This window comes from Bacillus sp. 2175 (assembly GCF_057812155.1).
The window spans coordinates 4,700,959-4,719,581 of record NZ_CM173819.1; the positions used below are offsets into that span (position 1 = coordinate 4,700,959).

Here is an 18,623-nt window from a genome sequence, read left to right on the forward strand (position 1 = left end):
CTATCATAACTCAGAATATATCAACGATTTTGTACGAAATATCGATTTACCGACAAAAAGTGACATAATAAAAAGAGGGGGCTATTCGCCTCCTCTTCTATTTACTTACGCCTTCTTAACGAACTGTGATTTTAACTTCATAGCTCCGAAACCGTCGATTTTGCAATCGATATCGTGATCGCCATCAACTAGACGGATACTCTTTACTTTCGTACCGATCTTCACAACTGAAGAAGTTCCTTTTACTTTTAAATCTTTAATAACAGTAACAGCATCGCCATCTTGAAGAACGTTTCCGTTCGCATCTTTTACAACTTTTGCACCATCATTATTTTCAGCTTCTGCTTCTTGGCCCCACTCATGAGCACATTCTGGACATACGAAAAGAACGCCATCCTCATACGTATATTCTGAATTACATTTTGGACAATTTGGTAAAGTAGCCATAAATTCATTTCCTCCGTTCATTATTTATACGTAAAAATCAAAATTGATGTTTACATCTCGATAAATAAAATTTGTATAGCATTTCTTTATAGTGCCATAGTCTCACGTTATTGACAACCCTACCTCAAATTCTCATTTTTTATTGTATTTTACAAAATTTCAATTTGTATGCCGTTTTTCTATTTGCTCTTCTACTAATTTTAAAAATCTTCGTTGTGCATTTTTATTTTTTACGAGCAATCGAACTCTTAGCTTACTTTGTAAATATGAGCGAACTTTGTAGTTCGTAATAAATAACTTTTGATACTTCTCGTCTTCATATATCATTCGAAACCATTCATACTGCTGCAAGTAACGTATGTTAACATCAATCTTTTTCGTGTGTAAACCCGTACTTAAACTAATAGATCCTATTAGAGCTTCTATTAATGCTGAAATCATTTCTCTCCCCCTAATAAACAAAAGAAGAACCTTCACAAGATTCTTCTTTTCAAAATGAACGAGTTCTCTCTAGAAACCCAAATTATTTTCTTCAATGTAAATTTGATATTCTTCCACTTCTTCTTCACTTAACTTCTTATTATTTTCATATACCTCTTGCCACTCGAAATAATCTTCATCGAAATAAACAGCAAATTTAATTTTCACGTTTTTCTTCTCTGTATAATCATAACCAGTAAACTCTACTACGTCATAATCTTTTTCTTTCTTAACAAACTTCCAAGTTGGATTATCAGTCATAATCTCTAAAGTAACCCCTTCACCACTTGAACGAACAACGTTTTTAATATTCGGTTCAGTTGGTAAAAAGGACAGCCCGAGCGCAGCTAACCCAAACACAATCCCGACTATAACCTGTAAACCAATCATACCAGCAATACTTACGCCACCCTTTGATTGTAAGAAATACGCCTTCTCATGATCAGACGAATCTTCTCCCTTACGAAAAACACGAACAGCATGCTTATAATATAAACGGTTTCCTTGCCATCCAGTAAATATCATCATTCCTAATTGAAGAGCTAAACTAAATGTTACATAAATCCCATCTGGAATATCTATAAAAGGGGGTATAAATATACTAGGTATAGCCAATAACGCAAATATAATAAATAACTTATACATTTTTCGATAAGCTAACCAAAAAGTTGGGAAGAAAAAGGCTACCCAATTCCATGTATTCCCTTGCGCTGGATTTTCTACTTTCCCCCACTTAAAGTCATAATAAGCTGTATTCTTTTGAACAACTTTATGTAATTCTTGTGGAGAAATCGTTTCTTGTAAAACAGTGTCCTTCACGTACATCATCCTTTTCTTATTTCTATATACATTTATTGTATATGCACAAAATGAAGGAATCTAACAAAAAGTACACATATTTCATAAAAATGAACGGAAATCGAATATATTCCGACAATTATCCGTTTCTTATTTCATTTTACTTTTAAATATATTAAAATAATCATGTATCATATATTTAATACACTAAGTTAATTATTTTATATATTCACTAAAAAGGATGCATCAAAATCATTTTTATACATCTTTTTTAGTGAATATATACTACATTTCCTCCCTCTTAATCACATTGAAATACTATTTTATTTCTCGCACATTCCCCTTCACTTTCTCAATAATATCTTCTATACGCTCCGCTATACATTCCGGCTCCCATTCTCCCTCACCGTGCATAGCTGTATAAACTGGACAGTTCTCATCGTTACTATCTACAAAAATCGGGTCTCCAAGATATGAATCTATCCCTATTACAATCCATCCTTCTTTCCAATCTCCTTCTTCATTCCCGACTAAGCTTTGACCTTCTTCATCAAAACTATAACCAAGTTGCCCTTCTTCTATTTCTTCACTATTAAACAATTCTATCGTCATAGGTTCAGATTCATACTCTAGCTCAATTTCATTATCATCAGCACGATCTACATGTGCTAAAAGTTGTTTAATTTTATTATGGTTAATCAAGATATCTTCTCCATTCTATCTTTTAAAAATCTAATTTTATTCATAATGAGCTGCCGCAAGTAACATTTGAGCAATAAACTTCCATGAAATATTTTCTGGAAACTTCTCTCCTTGATTTATATAAACCGATTCACAAGAACCTAACCAACTATTTAATGCCTCTAAATAAGTCTCTACCTCTACATTCTCCCATTCATCTCTATTCACTTTAAAATCCTTTTGGAGGTATACAAGAAATTTTAATAAATCTTCTTTAGAATTTACGTGATCGAGGTATTCATACACATCCATACTCCGTCCCTCCCTCTATTGCATGTTATCTAAACTAACTATAATATATGACATAAGATTCTTAAAACTATTATTTGAGGTGATCGAATATGAAGAGTACAATTTGGGCAGACGATGACTATTTAAAACTAGCACCCATTAACGATGAACTAATCAAAAAAGCAGAAGAAGTACTGAACGTAAAGCTTCCAGAATCATATATAAACCTTCTAAAAGAACAAAATGGGGGAACTCTTCGTCTCGATGTTCACCCTACTTCAAAGCCAAATTCTTGGGCAGACGATCACGTTAATGTATCTGGTTTATATGGTATTTCTTTTGATGAAAATGAATCTAGTATTTTAGAGAGCCGCTATTTAATTCGAGAATGGGAAATGCCTGAGAATATCATACTTTTATCTGGTGATGGACATACATGGATTGCATTAGACTATCGAAATGTAGCTGAAAATCCTCCAGTTATATTTATCGATAATGAGTTTGAGGAAATTATTGAATTAGCACCTAACTTTGAAAGTTTCTTACAAAACTTAACTACTTATGAATATGACGAAGAATAAGCCTGGCTCTAAAAAGGAGCAAGATTTTATTACAAATTTACACGCCACTTTAAAACCACTCGGCTTTAAGACAAAAAGACATACATTTTTCAAAGCTGAAAACGGATTTTATAAGCTCATTAACATACAAAAAAGCCAGTTTGGAGATGACTTTTATATAAATATAGGAGTCCACCCTATCGGTCTCCCGCAGCTTATTACGCACCAATTACAAATAAAAGAAAACATTTCAATATTCGATTGCATTCTACAAACGAGAATAGAGCCTATACATATCAAACAGAACCAGCTATTGCATAATGTTTCACATGAAACTATCAACATTCCGGGTTACCTTTCTACTATTTTCGACTGGTTTCAAACGTGGACATCTTATGAAAATTTAGTGGAAATAAATATACATTCCATTACTCCGGTACTAGCTGTCGTTCCAATATTAGAAGAAAAAGCGTTTCTACTTCTTACTTGTTTTTCTTTCTACAAATTAAAACAGTACGAACAAGCTAATCGCTACTTACAGCAATATTTACATTGCACCGTGCATCTGAATACTAAGGAAAAAGAGCCCATATTCTTTCACGAAGTTGATATGTATATGAAAAAACTAGTAGAAAGTGCAATGTAATTTCACATTGTTCTTTCTACTAGTCCTTTATCACAATTTTATATCCTATCCTACAACTCCCAAGTAATATTCATTTCTGCAAATGACTCCTTATTAGCTTCCAATCCTTCGCTATCTTCCGTTCCAATCATTGCTACTTCTTCTTTAGACAACTTAATTTCCTCATTTGGCCTTTGGATTTTTTTCTCATACACGAGTTGTAAAAGCTCTATTTGTTCCTCTGTCAGTTCATACTCTTCTTCCAGTCTTTCCATTGCTGATTCTGTATCAAGTAATGGAATTTCTAATAAGAATCCACCGTGCTCTTCCATCTCTTCAAATGAATCAATTGAATACGCACCACTATCCTCAATCCAAAATGCAGTTGTAATAAAAGGAACTGTTTCGCCTTCTACTTCTTCTAATACGTATTGAAGTGCTTCTTCTTTCGCAATATCTATTACTTCCGAAGGTGCCCCTTCAAAATAACTTTTCGCATCAATCCACTCATCCATTCTCTCACTATTCACATCTTGAAGACATACAATCGTATAATTCGGATGAAACGTAATTACCCCTTGTCCGCCTTGGCTATCTTGCATACTATAGTTAAATCCATCCCATGAACTTTCATGTGAGAAATCTGGACAATGCGCTACATTAATTGCATGGGCAATCGAATTTAAAACGCATCCTTTCCATAATTGTTCTCTATCTATATGTAATTTATATTTACTCATCATCTTCCCCCATGCACATATTTTTTCTATTATCTTTCCTCTACACAATACTTGTAAATACTTTTCTATCTACTACAAAATAAAAAAGACAATACACCCCACTGTATTGTCCATTTTCTTCCCTACCATTTCTCTCTACACATCTCAATTAAATGTAGTAAGTACCTCTTCGTCATATCTGCCCTTCTCCACCTTGAGAGCATTCGCTTTTCTTTTGGATTCTGCCGTATTCTCTCTACTTCTTTTAATAAAGGTCCCCATTCTTCCGATGAATGTTCTAACAAGTATTGTAGTCCTCTATCTTTTGAAACGATTGTTTTATGGTCTAGTGTATATAAAATACGCCCCATCGTAACAACCGCTGATTCTACCCATTCTTCTATAAAGAATAAATATGGCTTCTTCGCCTTCCCACTCCAGTACTGTTCTACGTTGTATTTCATCGTATTTACTACATCATTCCATTGTATTTGCAGCGGAAGATCTTCTGCTTCTTTTCCGGTAACTGTAATGCCTTGATTTTTCAACGTCCACCATGTGACCGCATTAATGTCCCAATGACCAACATTAGCTTTACCATCTGCACAATACACATACTCGTTCATTTCATCATTGTATTTCCCTAAGTCAGCAAGCGGAATATACATACCGTCCATTCTTTTACCTAGCATATTATCACTAAGTTTCTTATGTAGTTCCACAAGCTGCTGTTTTTCAGCTTCATTCACGGAATCATTTATCACTGTAACAAAATCAACATCGCTCGTTTCCTTATGAAATGCACCTAGTGCGATGGATCCGTAAATATATACCCCGACTATTTTTTCATCCAAAAAAATTTCTTTTAATTCTACTGTGTACCGCTCCATTAACTGCTCTACTTCCGTTGGTAACGCATGCTTCACTCCATTTTTCATATCTATCCCTCCAATAAAAAAAGCCTTTGCAAATTCGCAAAGACTTCTTGTTTTATAAATATTTCTCGATTTCTTCGTAAACATCCTTCAAACGAGGATTTCCTTCTCCAACAATTTCTCCATTTACAAGAACGACCGGATAAAATAAATCTTCTTCCACTACGCGCTCTGCGAATGCTTTTTTATCCGCATCTTCTTGTTCTTCTTGGAAATCAATATACTCGAAATTAAATTTATTTTCTTGTCCTTCATATTTACGACCAATTGCCGCTTGTAACCACTCAAACGTTTCTGTTGAAGATGGCATTCCAACGCAGCTCGCACAAATTACTTTCGTCCCATACACTTGAACATTAACCATTTCTTCTCCCCCACTTCTTGTCCCAACAGTATATTCAGATGTCTTATTACATAAGCACATCATTTTACAAACTTATTCCATACCCCTATACTGAAAAAACACGATACAAAATTTCGACAATAAAACAAGAAGAGAAAAAATAGATTTTCCCCTCTATCTTGATTATAATAAAACTGATGAAAGGAGTCGATAAAAATGGAAAACCCACATATGCAAGAACAAGTATTAGAAGTATTAGATAAATTACGTCCATTCTTACTTCGCGATGGCGGAGACGTTGAATTAGTAGACATTGAAGAAGGTATCGTAAAACTACGCCTTATGGGTGCATGCGGAAGCTGCCCAAGTTCTACAATCACACTAAAAGCTGGTATCGAGCGCGCGTTACTTGAAGAAGTACCAGGCGTTATCGAAGTAGAACAAGTATTTTAATTAAAAGCGGAAGCGGCTCGTTCAAAGTCACTTGCTAAAAGGAGACCAAATTTGGTCTCCTTTTTTTATTCAAATCACATTTATCCGTTAACATCATAAAACAAAATTGGAAATCCCTCTCAAAAAATGCGATAATTAATACTATATAGTGAATCGTTCACACATATAAAGTAAAAAACATAGGGGGACGACACATGCCAAAAATGGGGAACACTTTTTTAACAATTCAAGAACTAGAAAAGAAAAAAGAGTATTTATTAGGCCTTTCATCCGCTATACCAACGTGGAATACAAGCTATCAATTTTTATTTAAAGAAATCCAGCAAGAATTATTGGGTAAAGTAAATGAAAAGCTCGAAAAGCATCAATTCGTTTTAAATATATGTACAGATCAGCAGGTAGGGGCATAATGTATTACATAAAATTGTGGTATATAAAAAAGAGACCTCACTCGGTCTCTTTTTTATATTTTTAAGATAACCAATCTAATTTTCTAATCCCAAGCTTATCTACTGGTAAACGAAGCGAACCATAAAAATGCTTCATAAATTGCTCTGAGCGGTTCACATCGTGTAAAATGGCTTCTAAGCGATCTCTATATATGCTTTTTTGTTCTTCGTTTCCAGTTTGGTAATATCGTTCGACCGTTTCAAAATAGTGCAGCGGGAACAGGAGCCTTGCAAATAATAAGCGCCAGCCAAATGAGGATAGCGAATAATTCCGTTCATAATCCGTAACAAATTGAACGATTGTTTGCTCCCAGTCTTTCTTTTTTTCTATCGTCATATGGCGGATCCATTCTGCAATATCTCGACTCGGGTGATCATACACCCAATCAAAAGGAAGTTTGAGACGCTTCGTTTGATGCCATAATAAAGGTGTGAATCGTTCTTGGCAAATTGTTGCTGCATCCGTTAGTTGCGGCGTATCATCCATTTCTGTATCGACAACATATTGAATGGCATTTTCTGCAACTCCTAAGTAATACGGGAAGGATTCAATAAACAATTGATCGAATACATCTGAAGGGTGGTTCATCACTTGTGATTGCCAAAACTTTTCTAATTGATCGAGCCTTTTTTCCCATAACGCTTTCCATTCACCAATTCGGCTTAATTGCTCAATTTCTTCTGGAAAGAATGCACCTCGTTTATGGAATATAGAAAGCTCACTTCCTAATGACATAGCATGTCGTTCTAACGTGCGCATACCTTTTAATAAGCAATAATTTTGTTCTTCTATCTCACTTACATAGTAGCCGTGTATAGTCGGAACGAAAGTCGCTACAGTTATATCCCCTTGCTGGTTCATATAATCACTGAGCTTTTTCATCTCTACAAGTACTTCTTCCTCCATTTCTCCAATTGGAACAAGTACATAAATTTTGTTGCGAATCCAAAAGCTTTTATAGGGGCCAAGGGGGATTAATTCTTTAACATGCATGTGATAATGCTCATAAATATGCTGAATCATCGCAGTCGCCACCTATGGTTTTTCTTTATATATATGAGCTTGTGCTCGCCTTTCATTCCTATGCACATGATAAAGCAACGAAACGTATACAAATACTAAAAAGAAAAAAAGGTGATAAACATGAAAGAATCAAATCAACTACAAGAAAGAGCATTAAAACTATTACAAGAACGCGGTGTAACAATTGACGATATTGCTGAACTTGTTCATTTTCTTCAAAAAAAATATCATCCAAATTTAGAGATGTCAGAATGCCGTTACAATGTAGAACGTGTACTATCAAAACGTGAAGTACAAAACGCACTGATTACTGGTATCGAGCTTGATGTCCTTGCTGAAAAGGGAATGCTAAGTGAACCGTTACAAGATATTGTAAAACGTGATGAAGGCTTATACGGAATTGATGAAGTTATCGCACTTTCTATCGTGAATGTGTACGGCTCTATCGGTTTCACGAACTTTGGATATATTGATAAATTAAAACCTGGTATTTTAGAATACTTAAATGATAAATCAACTGGAAAGGTGCACACGTTCCTTGATGATATCGTTGGCGGAATCGCTGCCGCTGCTTCAAGCCGTTTAGCGCACCGAGCTGAGCACTCAGAATAATAGTGTTTTCTAGGCCGTCAGGTTCATGCTGACGGTCTTTCATATTCCATCAGCATAAATTCTCTTCCGCGACTCAAAAAAATAGGCCCTTGCTTAAATCCGATATTTTTATATAACGTAATCGCTCTTGTATTAAATGTCGCTACGCTTAATCGAAACATTTTTGCATTAAACTCTTTCGTGGCAAACGCTATTCCAGCTTGGAAGAATTCTTTCCCCATTCCTTTCCCGGTTAACGCCGGCTTCATGCCAAGTCCAATATCAATCACATCTTCTCCACCATATAAATGAGCATCTCTTCCACCATATAAATGAGCATCTCTTCCACCATATAAATGAGCATCTCTTCCACCTGGTACTTGTGCATTTGCTCCAAAACAAAAATAACCGATGAGGTCTCCTTGATCATCACAACAGCCATAATACGTTCCATCTAATAGCTCTTCCATTACTTCTTTCTCGCCTGAAAAACTATATAAATTATATGGTTCCTCGTACGTCCAAGTATTTATCTCATTTGCTTCTTCCTCTGTTAATTTATGTATATCCACTTTCTCTTTCCCCCTATTATATTTCTATTAACAATATTCGATATTCATCTTATAATTCATCTTTCTCAATATATTTTTTTAATTTCTTGCTTAATTTTTATGGAAGATTTTTCTTATTATGTTACGATTAAACAGAATCATTATAAATAAGGTGGTGACAATTTGAATTACTTTTCTTATCTCTCCTCAGAAGAACGGCAAAATTTTTTCTATAAAGAACCTCTTAGTTTTTCAAAAAATATAGGAAAAGAACAACTAGCTTACGCACTAGGCGCTACACTATATACTCCTGGCACGAAAGAAACGATTGCGGAAGATATAATTAGAAGGAAACATGTGGATGCTATCTCAATTATTCTTTGTCTAGAGGACGCTATAAGCGATGAGGAAGTAAAACTTGCAGAGCAAAACATCGTCGTTCAAATACAGCAAATCGCTAACTTAGTCAGTGCCAACATACTAAATCAAGCAGACATCCCACTTCTTTTTATTAGAGTTCGACAGCCAAGTCAAATGAAGAAAATTGTTACTGAATTAGGTAGTGCTGTTCATTGTTTATGTGGTTTTGTCTTTCCAAAATTCACACCGATTAACGGAAAGACTTATATCGATCAGCTTGCATATATAAACGAGTTATACTCATTATCGCTATATGGCATGCCGATTTTAGAATCACCCGAAATTATGTATAAGGAAACACGGGCAGAATCATTATTACAAATAAAGGATTTACTAGATTCTTATCACGATTACATCTTAAATGTACGTATTGGTGCTACTGATTTTTCAAGTATATTTAGTATTCGGCGCAATAAATACACACCTATCTATCATATTACTGTTGTCCGTGATTGTATTTCAGACATTATTAACGTTTTCTCAAGGGCAACAAATGAATATATTATTTCAGGATGTGTATGGGAATATTTTTCTAATGATCATGAAGAAGGGCTTATTCAAGAGGTATCACTTGACCATGCAAATGGCTTAATCGGAAAGACAGTTATTCACCCATCTCATATTAAAGTTGTACAGGCAATGCACATTGTCACAATGGAAGATTATTTAGATGCGAGATTAATTTTACAAAATGCAGATACGTATAATGGAGTGCTAAAAAGCAGTTTTTCTAACAAAATGAATGAAGTAAAACCTCATTATGGCTGGGCTCGCAAAACCATTTTAAAATCTAATATTTACGGGGTGCTACATGAAAACAAACAATTCACCGATCTCCTTATTACAAACGCAAAGCAACACGTATAACGTTTTAAATAATATACAAGTTCATGTAGAAGTACGTGATAATCCATATAATTTAGCGCTAGACAATCTTTTTCAAATGGCTGCGAGAATAAATAAGAAACGTAGTTTTTTATTTGTGAGTACAATCCTTGGAAAGCATCTTCCTATTAAACCTGCAGTCTCTCTATCAAGTGGAGTTGCTCTCGCTGCAAGATATATGGAAATACTACATAATATTTCTCATCCATTTCAAAAAGAAATTTTAAATCTCATTTCATTAGAAATTGATGAAATCCCAGAGGAAGTATTTCGTTATCAATATCCTCTGCAAGAAGAAGTTTTGTTCATCGGATTCGCTGAAACAGCGACATCACTTGGTCATTCTATGTTTCAATGCTTTCAAAATGCAAAGTATGTACATACAACTAGGGAATCGATACCCCACCTAGAATCTGTCATTACATTTGAGGAAGAACATTCTCATGCAACATCACACCGTTGTTATGTAGATGAAAGCTTTTTTCAAAACAACAATCCAATTGTTCTCGTAGATGATGAGATGACAACAGGAAAAACAGCATTAAATATTATTAGATCTATTCAAAATAAATTCCCACGAGAAGAATATATAATTGCTTCTTTGTTAGACTGGCGTTCTCATACTAATAGAAAACAATTTAAACAATTAGAAGAAGAACTTCAAATTAAGGTTCATGTTATTTCTTTATTAGAAGGCAGTATTCATACAACTGGCCAACCATTAAATATTGCAAAAAAAGAGATTCAAATTGAAGAAACAAAACCTGATTTCAAAAAACATACCCTTACCTGCCTAAAATCACCCTATACATCAAATTATATAAAATATACTGGGCGATTTGGCATTTCAGCATATGAACAAAAGCACATTCATTCTTTCGCCCAAGAAGCAGGAAAAACTTTAAAAAGAGAAAGAATTGGAAAACGAACACTCTGTCTCGGAACGGGTGAATTTATGTATATCCCAATGAAAATTGCTGCTGAAATGGGTGAAAATATTTTATATCAATCTACAACAAGAAGCCCTATCCATTCTGTTTCAAATGATGTGAACTACGCCATTCATAATCATTTCTCATATCCAAGTCCTGAAGATTCTACTATTACAAATTACTTTTATAATATTTCACCTCATGATTACGATGAAGTATTTGTTTTCATTGAGCGTGATTTAGGGGAAGAAGCCCTATCTCCTCTTCTACAGCAGTTACAAACAGTTATTCCTTTTATTCATATCGTCTCATTTTCAAATAGCATAGAAAAGGAAGGTTGATAATTATGGTAAAAGTAAATTCTCATATTAGTAGTTACAATCCAAATGATGCTATTTTTCTATTAAAAGATATTAGTGATTTAATGAAAGAAAGTTCCACGGAAACTAGAGAACAAGCAATTCAAGCTGGCACACATTATTCCGAAATGTTACCAATGGAATATAAACCCTCTAAAGCGTATATGGATTTATTCTTTTCTTCCCTGCAACAATACAAACACAAACTAGCCATCGCTGTTGGAGTTGTCGCCGAACAGATTATACAAACTAAAGGAACTAACCTTGTCCTCGTTTCATTAGCTCGTGCTGGTACACCTATTGGCATTCTTATCAAACGCTACATACGCTATCAATACAACCTTGATGTACCTCACTATTGTATTTCTATTGTTCGCGGACGCGGTATTGATGAAAATGCACTCCATTATATTTTGGAACATCACCCTAAAGAAACAATTCAATTCATTGATGGGTGGACTGGAAAAGGTGCAATAAAAAAAGAATTAGAATATGCAGTACACACATTTAACGAACGAAATAATACACACATTTCTCATTGTATGGCTGTGCTTGCTGATCCCGGTTACTGTACTTCAATTTACGGTACACGTGAAGATTTTCTTATTCCTAGCGCTTGCTTAAATGCAACAGTCTCTGGACTCATTAGCCGCACTGTACTAAATGACACCTATATCGGTCCAAATGATTTTCATGGTGTTAAATATTATAAAGAGCTAGAGCAAGAAGACTTATCAAATTTCTTCGTTGATGAGGTAACAGATTTATTCCCTTCTGTTCATTCTCATATAGATAATCAATTACGTTATATTACTTCAACTTACACTGATCCCTCTTGGCAAGGATTAAAAGATATACAGTCTATCCAAAATCACTTTGAAATTGACGATATTAACTTAATTAAACCAGGAGTCGGTGAAACAACTCGCGTATTACTCCGGAGAATACCGTGGAAAATTTTAATACGTAAGCAAAACAATCCCGATTTAAAGCATATTTTACTTCTTGCTAAAGAAAAGAATGTCTCTATTGAAATCTATGAGAATATGGCTTATTCATGTTGCGGGCTCATTAAGCCCCTTAGGAGGAAAACGATATGATTTTCGCCAGTGATCTTGATCAGACGCTTATTTATTCCCGGAAATCGTTTCGTGCCCCTATAGAAGATGAATCAATTCAACTCATTGAAACTTTAGATGGGAAAGAAATTTCTTTTATATCACATAAAACCATTTCACTACTAAAAAAATTACAACTGCACTCACATTTCATCCCAGTTACAACAAGAACTATTGAGCAGTTTCAGCGGATTGCTTTATTCCAAGACGAAATCATTCCCGAATACGCCATTACAAGTAATGGCGGTAATATCCTTCATAACGGGAAACAAGATGGTACTTGGAACAGGACAGTAAAAGAAAGACTATCGGTTGAATGTATAGAGAGAAACGACATACTAAAGGAATTTGGACAAATAGCTCATAAAGATTGGGTTATATCACAAAAAACAGCCGATGATCTATTCCATTATTGCATTATTAAACGGGAGAACATTCCTTATGATGAATTATCATCTTTCACTTCCTGGTTAGACAAACAAGGCTGGAATCATTCACTTCAAGGTAGAAAGCTATACTTTGTACCAAAACCAATTAACAAATGGGACGCTGTGCAATATATAAAAGAAATTTTGCAAATAGATACGATTATTACAGCTGGGGATTCTTTACTTGATTTATGCATGCTTGAAAAGGCGAACCATGCCTTCGCACCACTTCATGGTGAGTTAGGGGCAATGCATGATAACTTACAACCCCATATTTTAAAAACAGACGCAATTGGCATATATGCTGCAGAAGAAATCGTAAATAAATCACTTCAAATTATTCACAGTTCATTACCTACCCCATGATCATAATATGCACAATTGCATACGCACCATAATTAAACAAGTGGTACAATTTATTTGAATCGCTGTTGCTACACTTCTTGATTAAAGAAAAGGCGTTAACACGGAAATTAGCGTCTTATCAACCTCAAGCAATTGGCACATTTTGTCATCTTAAAAGACACTCCAACGAGTGTCTTTTTTTCTATATCCAACAAGGACTTACTCATTTCAAAGTATAAATACATAAAATAATGTAAATCATTACACGCATGAATCACTTTCTAAAAGTTATAAAGTAGATTCAAAATAAAAAAGCACTCTTAACTAGAGTGCTTTTTACTTTCAAACAAGGAGGCTACATATATGGATAGCACTCTCGTATTTAATTTCGGCATCGGGCTTGTCATTATTTTATTTGTCTTCTTTGTACTTTGTATGAGCGGGGTATAAAAAGGCGATTTTCGGGCGTCTTTTTATACATACATATGTATTACTTGACTTCTACAAAAACAGTAACCATAATAGTTACAGATATACAAATAACTATTCACATATCCACAAATAGGAGGAAGAAAAATGAAACATGTAATCGTTTATGCACACCCGAATACAGAAAGCTTCAACCATGCGATTTTAGAAACGGTAAAAAGTGAATTAGAAGGAAAAGGTCACGAAGTACGCGTTCGCGATCTATACGAATTAAACTTTAATCCAGTATTAGGCGCTTCCGATTTCATCTCATTTTCTAAAGGAAATACACCAGAAGATATTAAAGAAGAACAAGAGCATATCTCTTGGGCTGATAGCATTACATTTATTTATCCAGTTTGGTGGGCGGGACTTCCTGCTATTTTAAAAGGATACGTTGACCGTGTGTTTAGCCATGGATTTGCTTATGCTTACGGTGAAAACGGTATTGAAAAGTTATTAAGCGGTAAAAAAGGATTGTTATTATCTACAATGGGCAATACGAAAGAAGCATACACAGCAGGCGGCATGTTTGATGCGATGAAGAAAACAGCGGATGTTGGTATTTTTGAATTTACAGGCATTGAAACAATTGAGCATACATTCTATACAAGTGTTCCTTCTGTGGATGACAGTGTGCGTAAACAATATCTTGAAGAGGTTAAAGACGTTGTGAATCGTGCTTTTTAATAAAATTATATCAGTGATTTTCTAAATATATCAGCGCAACTCATATTATATCAGCGATTTTCTAAATATATCAGCGCAACTCATATTATATCAGCGATTTTCTAAATATATCGGCGCAACTCATATTATATCGGCGATTTTTCAAATATATCGACTTACCGACAAAAATCGACACTAGTCACAACTGAATGTTAGCCCACACCAATCGGGCTGCCCGCAAATATTAGAAAAAAAGCTGTTCCAAAGTTTGGAACAGCTTTCTTCATTACATCTTCTCAATCCACTCCGTCAAGTTATGCACAACTTGCGTTGGTTGTACTTCATATTCTGTTAACTTCTCCACAGTTGTGACTCCAGTGTGGACAAGAAGGGTATGCATGCCAGCATTTACTCCCGCTAAAATGTCTGTATCGTAGTTATCCCCAACCATTAATGCTTCATTTTTTTCTATGCCAAGCACTTTTAAAGCTTGTTCCATAATGATTGATTCTGGTTTTCCGATAAAGATTGGATCCACACCTGTCGATACTGCTACAACTGATGTTAATGAACCGTTACCTGGTAATAATCCGCGCTCAGTTGGAATGGCAATGTCCCCATTTGTAGAAATAAACGTTGCGCCGTTACGCACAGCAAGACACGCTTTTGCTAATTTTTCATATGTGATGTCACGATCTAAACCAACAACAACGAAATCAGGATTTTCATCCGCAAGTTCAAATCCTTTTTCCACAAGTGCATCATGCAAGCCTTCTTCACCAATCATATATACAGTTGCGTCTTGTTTACGTTCATAAATGAAGTTCGCAGTCGCCATACTCGTTGTGAATACTTGCTCTGCTTTCGCTGGAATATCGAAACGAACAAGTTTTTCTGCCACTTGTTCTGGTTTACGCGTTGAGTTATTCGTAACGAATAAATAAGGAATGCCGCGCTCTCCTAATGCTTTTACGAAGTCGCTTGCCTCTTCAATTTGTTCTTCCCCGCGATACATCGTACCGTCTAAGTCAATTAAGTAACCTTTATACATCGATTATGTCTCTCCTTCTATGCTAACGTTCTCACCTTATCATACCACTCTTATATTACCCGCTTTTTCCAAAGAAAAAAACGCTTTACCTAAAAGCGCCCCATAACGTTCATTTTTTCTCTTTTACTTGGTAAGAACAACTACAATCGCCCTCACACATATTTGCTAACGTCTTTACATCTGCTCCTGCAAATAAACGCTTATACATCTCTTTTTCATCTTTACATACTTGCGGGAATCTCTCTGCAATTTCCTTTAACGGACAGTTTTGTTTTTCAATTACGAAAGAATTCTCTCCATCTCTCTTTATTTGAACCATATAACCGTTTTTCTCTTGCATAGCTGCTATCTCTTGCACTTTATATGCTAAATTCTTTTGATTACTCACTCTCTTTTGTAACTGTTCTTCCATTCGCTTCGTTCTCTCTTTTAAAACGTAACGAAGTATTTTTTCATCACCCATTCGAGCTAAATCTTCTAGCATATCAATCGCAAATTGCTTATACTCTTTCGGGAATGTATCTTCTCCCTTTTCACTTAATCCATACAAATAAGTTGGTCTTCCGACATGTTGCCTTACCATCTTAGAATAAATGAGTCCGTCTTTCTCAAGATTACTTAAATGTCTTCGGATCGCCATTTCTGTAATCTCTAAAACGTCAGCTAGTTCAGCTACCGTGTGCTCTCCCTTTACTTTCAACAATTGTACAATTTCGTCTTTCGTCGTACGTGCTTCCCCCATACTTCACCCTTCTCCCTTTTCTTTCTCACATACAATATAAGATCCCCAAAAGGCATTCTCTGGGGATCTTATAAGCATAATTATTCTGGTACAAATGCAGATACAGGTCCTAATTCCTTTTCTAAATAACTGCGAATATTTGCTGGGTATTTCTCTACCACTGCAATATGTTTTTGAATCGTCTTATATAATTCATCATGATTCATTTGAATATAGTCTTGCGTAAGCATTTTTCGAAGAAGGATAATTTCTTTCATCCCTTGTCCATCTTCTTCACTTATCACTCGCTCGTCCATTAAAATATCAATAATATCTTCATAGCTTCCTGGATCGCGCATAATAAATCCATCAATCATCGCATTCCCGGCATCTAATACACAATCAATAATAAGATGGGCTATGCGCTCTAATGCGTAAAATTCAAACTCGGTTTCATATATCTTTTTCTCTTGAAATGTACTTGTTGCTCGTTCTAAACATACTAGCATTTGTTCTATTTTCTTTCTGTCTACAAAATACATGAATGTCACCTACCTGGAAATTAAAGCATTTACATTTTAATTGTAACGCTTTCTTCTGAAAAAATCGACAATTTTTCGAATTCACCTTTTCTCCGTTATTTGTTATAGTTATATTTGTATGATTTTTGAAATTGGAGGAATGGAATCTTGGAACGTGAACTCGCACTAGAAATTGTCCGTGTAACAGAAGCAGCAGCCTTAGCATCCGCACAGTGGATGGGCCGCGGAAAGAAAAATGAAGCAGATGATGCAGCAACTACAGCAATGCGTGATATGTTCGATTCAGTAAACATGGCAGGTACAGTTGTAATTGGTGAAGGAGAACTTGATGAAGCACCGATGTTGTATATTGGTGAAGAACTAGGAACAGGTAACGGTCCAGAAGTAGACATCGCCGTTGATCCATTAGAAGGTACAAACATCGTTGCAAAAGGTCTTGCAAATGCAATGGCAGTTATTGCAATCGCAGACAAAGGGAACCTTCTTCATGCTCCTGATATGTACATGGAAAAAATCGCGGTTGGTCCAAAAGCAGCTGGTAAAATTAGCTTAGATGATCCAATTGAAAAAACAATTGAAATTGTAGCAGAAGCTAACAATAAAAAGATTCGCGATCTAACAGTTATCGTTCAAGAACGTGAACGTCATCAAGATATTATTGACCGTGTTCGTGCAAAAGGTGCACGCGTAAAATTATTTGGTGACGGTGATGTTGGTGCGTCAATCGCAACAGCACTACCTGGAACGGGTATCGACTTATTCGTAGGTATTGGCGGAGCTCCAGAAGGTGTTATTTCTGCAGCAGCATTAAAATGCCTTGAAGGTGAAATGCAAGCTCGTTTAGTTCCAATGAACGAAGAAGAAGAAGCTCGTTGTCGTGAAATGGGATTAGAAGATCCTCGTCAACTTCTTATGTTAGATGACTTAGTATCTGGGGATGATGCAATCTTCTCAGCAACTGGTGTATCTGCTGGTGAGTTATTAGACGGTGTTAAATTCCTTGGTGGAGATTTAGCTGAAACATACTCTATCGTAATGCGTTACAAAACAAGAACAGTACGATTCATTAAAACGCATCACCATTTAGATCATAAACCACACTTAAACTTAGATATTTAATAAAGGAGCCATGTGTATGGAAGAACGTTTCTTTCTGTACGACGATACTGTCGCTACAAAAACTCGTTTCGTTAGCTTTATGGGAGAAAATGAGCGTCACGATTTAGCGCTATTATACTCCGATCGTCATTACGGTAAAACAATTGTCCTTGATATGCAACGCAATAAATTTGCAATCATCGGTGCTGACGATTTAAACGAACCAGGCTACTTAGAGCACGCATTTTCTATGACTGAAGAAATTGCAGAAGAATTACGCTCATTTTTATTTGAACTTATATAATTTATCGTATGCACCAGCTATTTTAGCTGGTGTTTTTTTATTGTAATTATTTTTAATTTTCAAACTAATATGTTATAATTAAGAATAAATCTATTTGGATAGAAAGGACGTTATCTACGTATGCCAACATTTACTTTGTAATGGACCAGCAATTGGATAGCATTACTCTCAAAAAAGCACCACGCTTTTTCAAGGGAGTAGTCTGCCCATTCCCATTACAAAGGAACGTAACGCATCTGTAGTATGATGTTTACGGAGGTTCCTAAGGGAACCTCCTTTTATTTTTGTCTTTTTCTCATGTCTTCATACTACAAGACATCCAAATAGCTGTATTAC

General features: G+C 35.4%; 25 protein-coding genes. 12 read left to right on the forward strand and 13 right to left on the reverse strand.

The window, feature by feature from the left end; translation table 11 throughout:
* Positions 1-105 precede the first annotated feature (105 nt).
* From phnA to ACXKY9_RS24555, 5 genes are all read right to left on the reverse strand, one after another.
* Positions 106-447, reverse strand: coding sequence for an alkylphosphonate utilization operon protein PhnA (gene phnA, locus ACXKY9_RS24535; protein WP_000212737.1), 342 nt, complete (start codon positions 445-447; stop codon positions 106-108).
* 159 nt (positions 448-606) lie between these two features.
* A complete protein-coding gene (locus ACXKY9_RS24540; RefSeq protein WP_000622258.1) occupies positions 607-888 on the reverse strand; it encodes a hypothetical protein in 282 nt (93 codons plus the stop codon).
* Between the two features lie 69 nt (positions 889-957).
* Positions 958-1,755: a DUF2628 domain-containing protein gene (locus ACXKY9_RS24545; protein ID WP_003285671.1), complete on the reverse strand. Its 798-nt coding sequence runs from the start codon at positions 1,753-1,755 to the stop codon at positions 958-960.
* A gap of 288 nt (positions 1,756-2,043) precedes the next feature.
* Complete coding sequence (locus ACXKY9_RS24550) at positions 2,044-2,427, reverse strand: hypothetical protein (RefSeq protein ID WP_000607080.1); 384 nt, start codon at positions 2,425-2,427, stop codon at positions 2,044-2,046.
* Between the two features lie 36 nt (positions 2,428-2,463).
* A complete protein-coding gene (locus tag ACXKY9_RS24555) occupies positions 2,464-2,718 on the reverse strand; it encodes a DUF7660 family protein (RefSeq protein WP_000383681.1) in 255 nt (84 codons plus the stop codon).
* 89 nt (positions 2,719-2,807) lie between these two features.
* Between ACXKY9_RS24555 and ACXKY9_RS24560 the strand changes: the two genes are divergently transcribed.
* Complete coding sequence (locus ACXKY9_RS24560) at positions 2,808-3,278, forward strand: SMI1/KNR4 family protein (RefSeq protein ID WP_000843107.1); 471 nt, start codon at positions 2,808-2,810, stop codon at positions 3,276-3,278.
* Positions 3,265-3,903: a DUF4304 domain-containing protein gene (locus ACXKY9_RS24565; RefSeq protein WP_002101500.1), complete on the forward strand. Its 639-nt coding sequence runs from the start codon at positions 3,265-3,267 to the stop codon at positions 3,901-3,903. Before ACXKY9_RS24560 ends, ACXKY9_RS24565 begins: the two co-directional genes overlap by 14 nt.
* 50 nt (positions 3,904-3,953) lie before the next feature.
* Here the strand turns inward: ACXKY9_RS24565 and ACXKY9_RS24570 are convergent, their stop codons facing one another.
* The 3 genes from ACXKY9_RS24570 to ACXKY9_RS24580 form a co-directional block, all read right to left on the reverse strand.
* Positions 3,954-4,622 (reverse strand): hypothetical protein, encoded by a 669-nt coding sequence (locus ACXKY9_RS24570; protein ID WP_000049707.1) that lies wholly within the window; start codon positions 4,620-4,622, stop codon positions 3,954-3,956.
* Positions 4,623-4,744: 122 nt separating this feature from the next.
* Entirely contained in the window at positions 4,745-5,539 is a 795-nt protein-coding gene (locus ACXKY9_RS24575) for a nucleotidyltransferase domain-containing protein (RefSeq protein ID WP_002101505.1), read from the reverse strand.
* 52 nt (positions 5,540-5,591) lie between these two features.
* Entirely contained in the window at positions 5,592-5,900 is a 309-nt protein-coding gene (locus tag ACXKY9_RS24580) for a YuzD family protein (RefSeq protein WP_000248588.1), read from the reverse strand.
* A gap of 195 nt (positions 5,901-6,095) precedes the next feature.
* Here ACXKY9_RS24580 and ACXKY9_RS24585 point away from each other — a divergent pair, with 195 nt between their 5' ends.
* Together ACXKY9_RS24585 and ACXKY9_RS24590 are read left to right on the forward strand one after the other, a co-directional pair.
* The gene (locus tag ACXKY9_RS24585; RefSeq protein WP_000431159.1) at positions 6,096-6,332 is read left to right on the forward strand and encodes a NifU family protein; all 237 of its coding nucleotides are present in this window, start codon (positions 6,096-6,098) and stop codon (positions 6,330-6,332) included.
* Between the two features lie 194 nt (positions 6,333-6,526).
* On the forward strand, positions 6,527-6,742 hold the full coding sequence (locus ACXKY9_RS24590; protein ID WP_001125494.1) for a hypothetical protein: 216 nt from the start codon (positions 6,527-6,529) through the stop codon (positions 6,740-6,742).
* A 61-nt stretch (positions 6,743-6,803) separates the two neighbouring features.
* On the opposite strand, the gene yutH is transcribed toward ACXKY9_RS24590, so the two are convergent.
* Positions 6,804-7,805, reverse strand: a complete 1,002-nt coding sequence (gene yutH, locus ACXKY9_RS24595) for a spore coat putative kinase YutH (RefSeq protein WP_000614218.1) — start codon at positions 7,803-7,805, stop codon at positions 6,804-6,806.
* Positions 7,806-7,925: 120 nt separating this feature from the next.
* On the opposite strand from yutH, the gene ACXKY9_RS24600 reads away from it, so the two are divergent.
* Positions 7,926-8,417, forward strand: coding sequence for a phosphatidylglycerophosphatase A family protein (locus ACXKY9_RS24600; RefSeq protein ID WP_000665094.1), 492 nt, complete (start codon positions 7,926-7,928; stop codon positions 8,415-8,417).
* Positions 8,418-8,440: 23 nt separating this feature from the next.
* On the opposite strand, the gene ACXKY9_RS24605 is transcribed toward ACXKY9_RS24600, so the two are convergent.
* Positions 8,441-8,968 (reverse strand): GNAT family N-acetyltransferase, encoded by a 528-nt coding sequence (locus ACXKY9_RS24605; protein WP_000351148.1) that lies wholly within the window; start codon positions 8,966-8,968, stop codon positions 8,441-8,443.
* Between the two features lie 162 nt (positions 8,969-9,130).
* On the opposite strand from ACXKY9_RS24605, the gene ACXKY9_RS24610 reads away from it, so the two are divergent.
* The 5 genes from ACXKY9_RS24610 (at position 9,131) to ACXKY9_RS24630 (ending at position 14,592) form a co-directional block, all read left to right on the forward strand.
* A complete protein-coding gene (locus ACXKY9_RS24610; protein WP_001106091.1) occupies positions 9,131-10,234 on the forward strand; it encodes an HpcH/HpaI aldolase/citrate lyase family protein in 1,104 nt (367 codons plus the stop codon).
* A complete protein-coding gene (locus ACXKY9_RS24615; RefSeq protein ID WP_000856300.1) occupies positions 10,179-11,525 on the forward strand; it encodes a phosphoribosyltransferase family protein in 1,347 nt (448 codons plus the stop codon). The genes ACXKY9_RS24610 and ACXKY9_RS24615 overlap by 56 nt, the downstream gene beginning before the upstream one ends.
* A gap of 5 nt (positions 11,526-11,530) precedes the next feature.
* Positions 11,531-12,643 carry a cysteine protease StiP family protein gene (locus tag ACXKY9_RS24620; protein ID WP_000241505.1) on the forward strand — a complete coding sequence of 371 codons (1,113 nt, stop codon included), beginning with the start codon at positions 11,531-11,533 and terminating at the stop codon, positions 12,641-12,643.
* A complete protein-coding gene (locus tag ACXKY9_RS24625; RefSeq protein ID WP_000575377.1) occupies positions 12,640-13,455 on the forward strand; it encodes an HAD family hydrolase in 816 nt (271 codons plus the stop codon). Before ACXKY9_RS24620 ends, ACXKY9_RS24625 begins: the two co-directional genes overlap by 4 nt.
* Before the next feature lie 555 nt (positions 13,456-14,010).
* Entirely contained in the window at positions 14,011-14,592 is a 582-nt protein-coding gene (locus tag ACXKY9_RS24630; RefSeq protein ID WP_000683436.1) for an NAD(P)H-dependent oxidoreductase, read from the forward strand.
* A gap of 265 nt (positions 14,593-14,857) precedes the next feature.
* Here ACXKY9_RS24630 and ACXKY9_RS24635 read toward each other — a convergent pair whose 3' ends face one another.
* The 3 genes from ACXKY9_RS24635 to ACXKY9_RS24645 form a co-directional block, all read right to left on the reverse strand.
* On the reverse strand, positions 14,858-15,622 hold the full coding sequence (locus tag ACXKY9_RS24635; RefSeq protein WP_000276463.1) for a TIGR01457 family HAD-type hydrolase: 765 nt from the start codon (positions 15,620-15,622) through the stop codon (positions 14,858-14,860).
* A 109-nt stretch (positions 15,623-15,731) separates the two neighbouring features.
* Entirely contained in the window at positions 15,732-16,364 is a 633-nt protein-coding gene (locus tag ACXKY9_RS24640; RefSeq protein ID WP_000503350.1) for a helix-turn-helix transcriptional regulator, read from the reverse strand.
* 80 nt (positions 16,365-16,444) lie between these two features.
* A complete protein-coding gene (locus tag ACXKY9_RS24645) occupies positions 16,445-16,885 on the reverse strand; it encodes a DUF86 domain-containing protein (protein WP_000273999.1) in 441 nt (146 codons plus the stop codon).
* 147 nt (positions 16,886-17,032) lie between these two features.
* Here ACXKY9_RS24645 and glpX point away from each other — a divergent pair, with 147 nt between their 5' ends.
* Positions 17,033-18,004 carry a class II fructose-bisphosphatase gene (glpX, locus tag ACXKY9_RS24650; protein WP_000439090.1) on the forward strand — a complete coding sequence of 324 codons (972 nt, stop codon included), beginning with the start codon at positions 17,033-17,035 and terminating at the stop codon, positions 18,002-18,004.
* 16 nt (positions 18,005-18,020) lie between these two features.
* The gene (locus tag ACXKY9_RS24655; RefSeq protein WP_000392606.1) at positions 18,021-18,287 is read left to right on the forward strand and encodes a DUF3055 domain-containing protein; all 267 of its coding nucleotides are present in this window, start codon (positions 18,021-18,023) and stop codon (positions 18,285-18,287) included.
* Positions 18,288-18,623 lie beyond the last annotated feature (336 nt).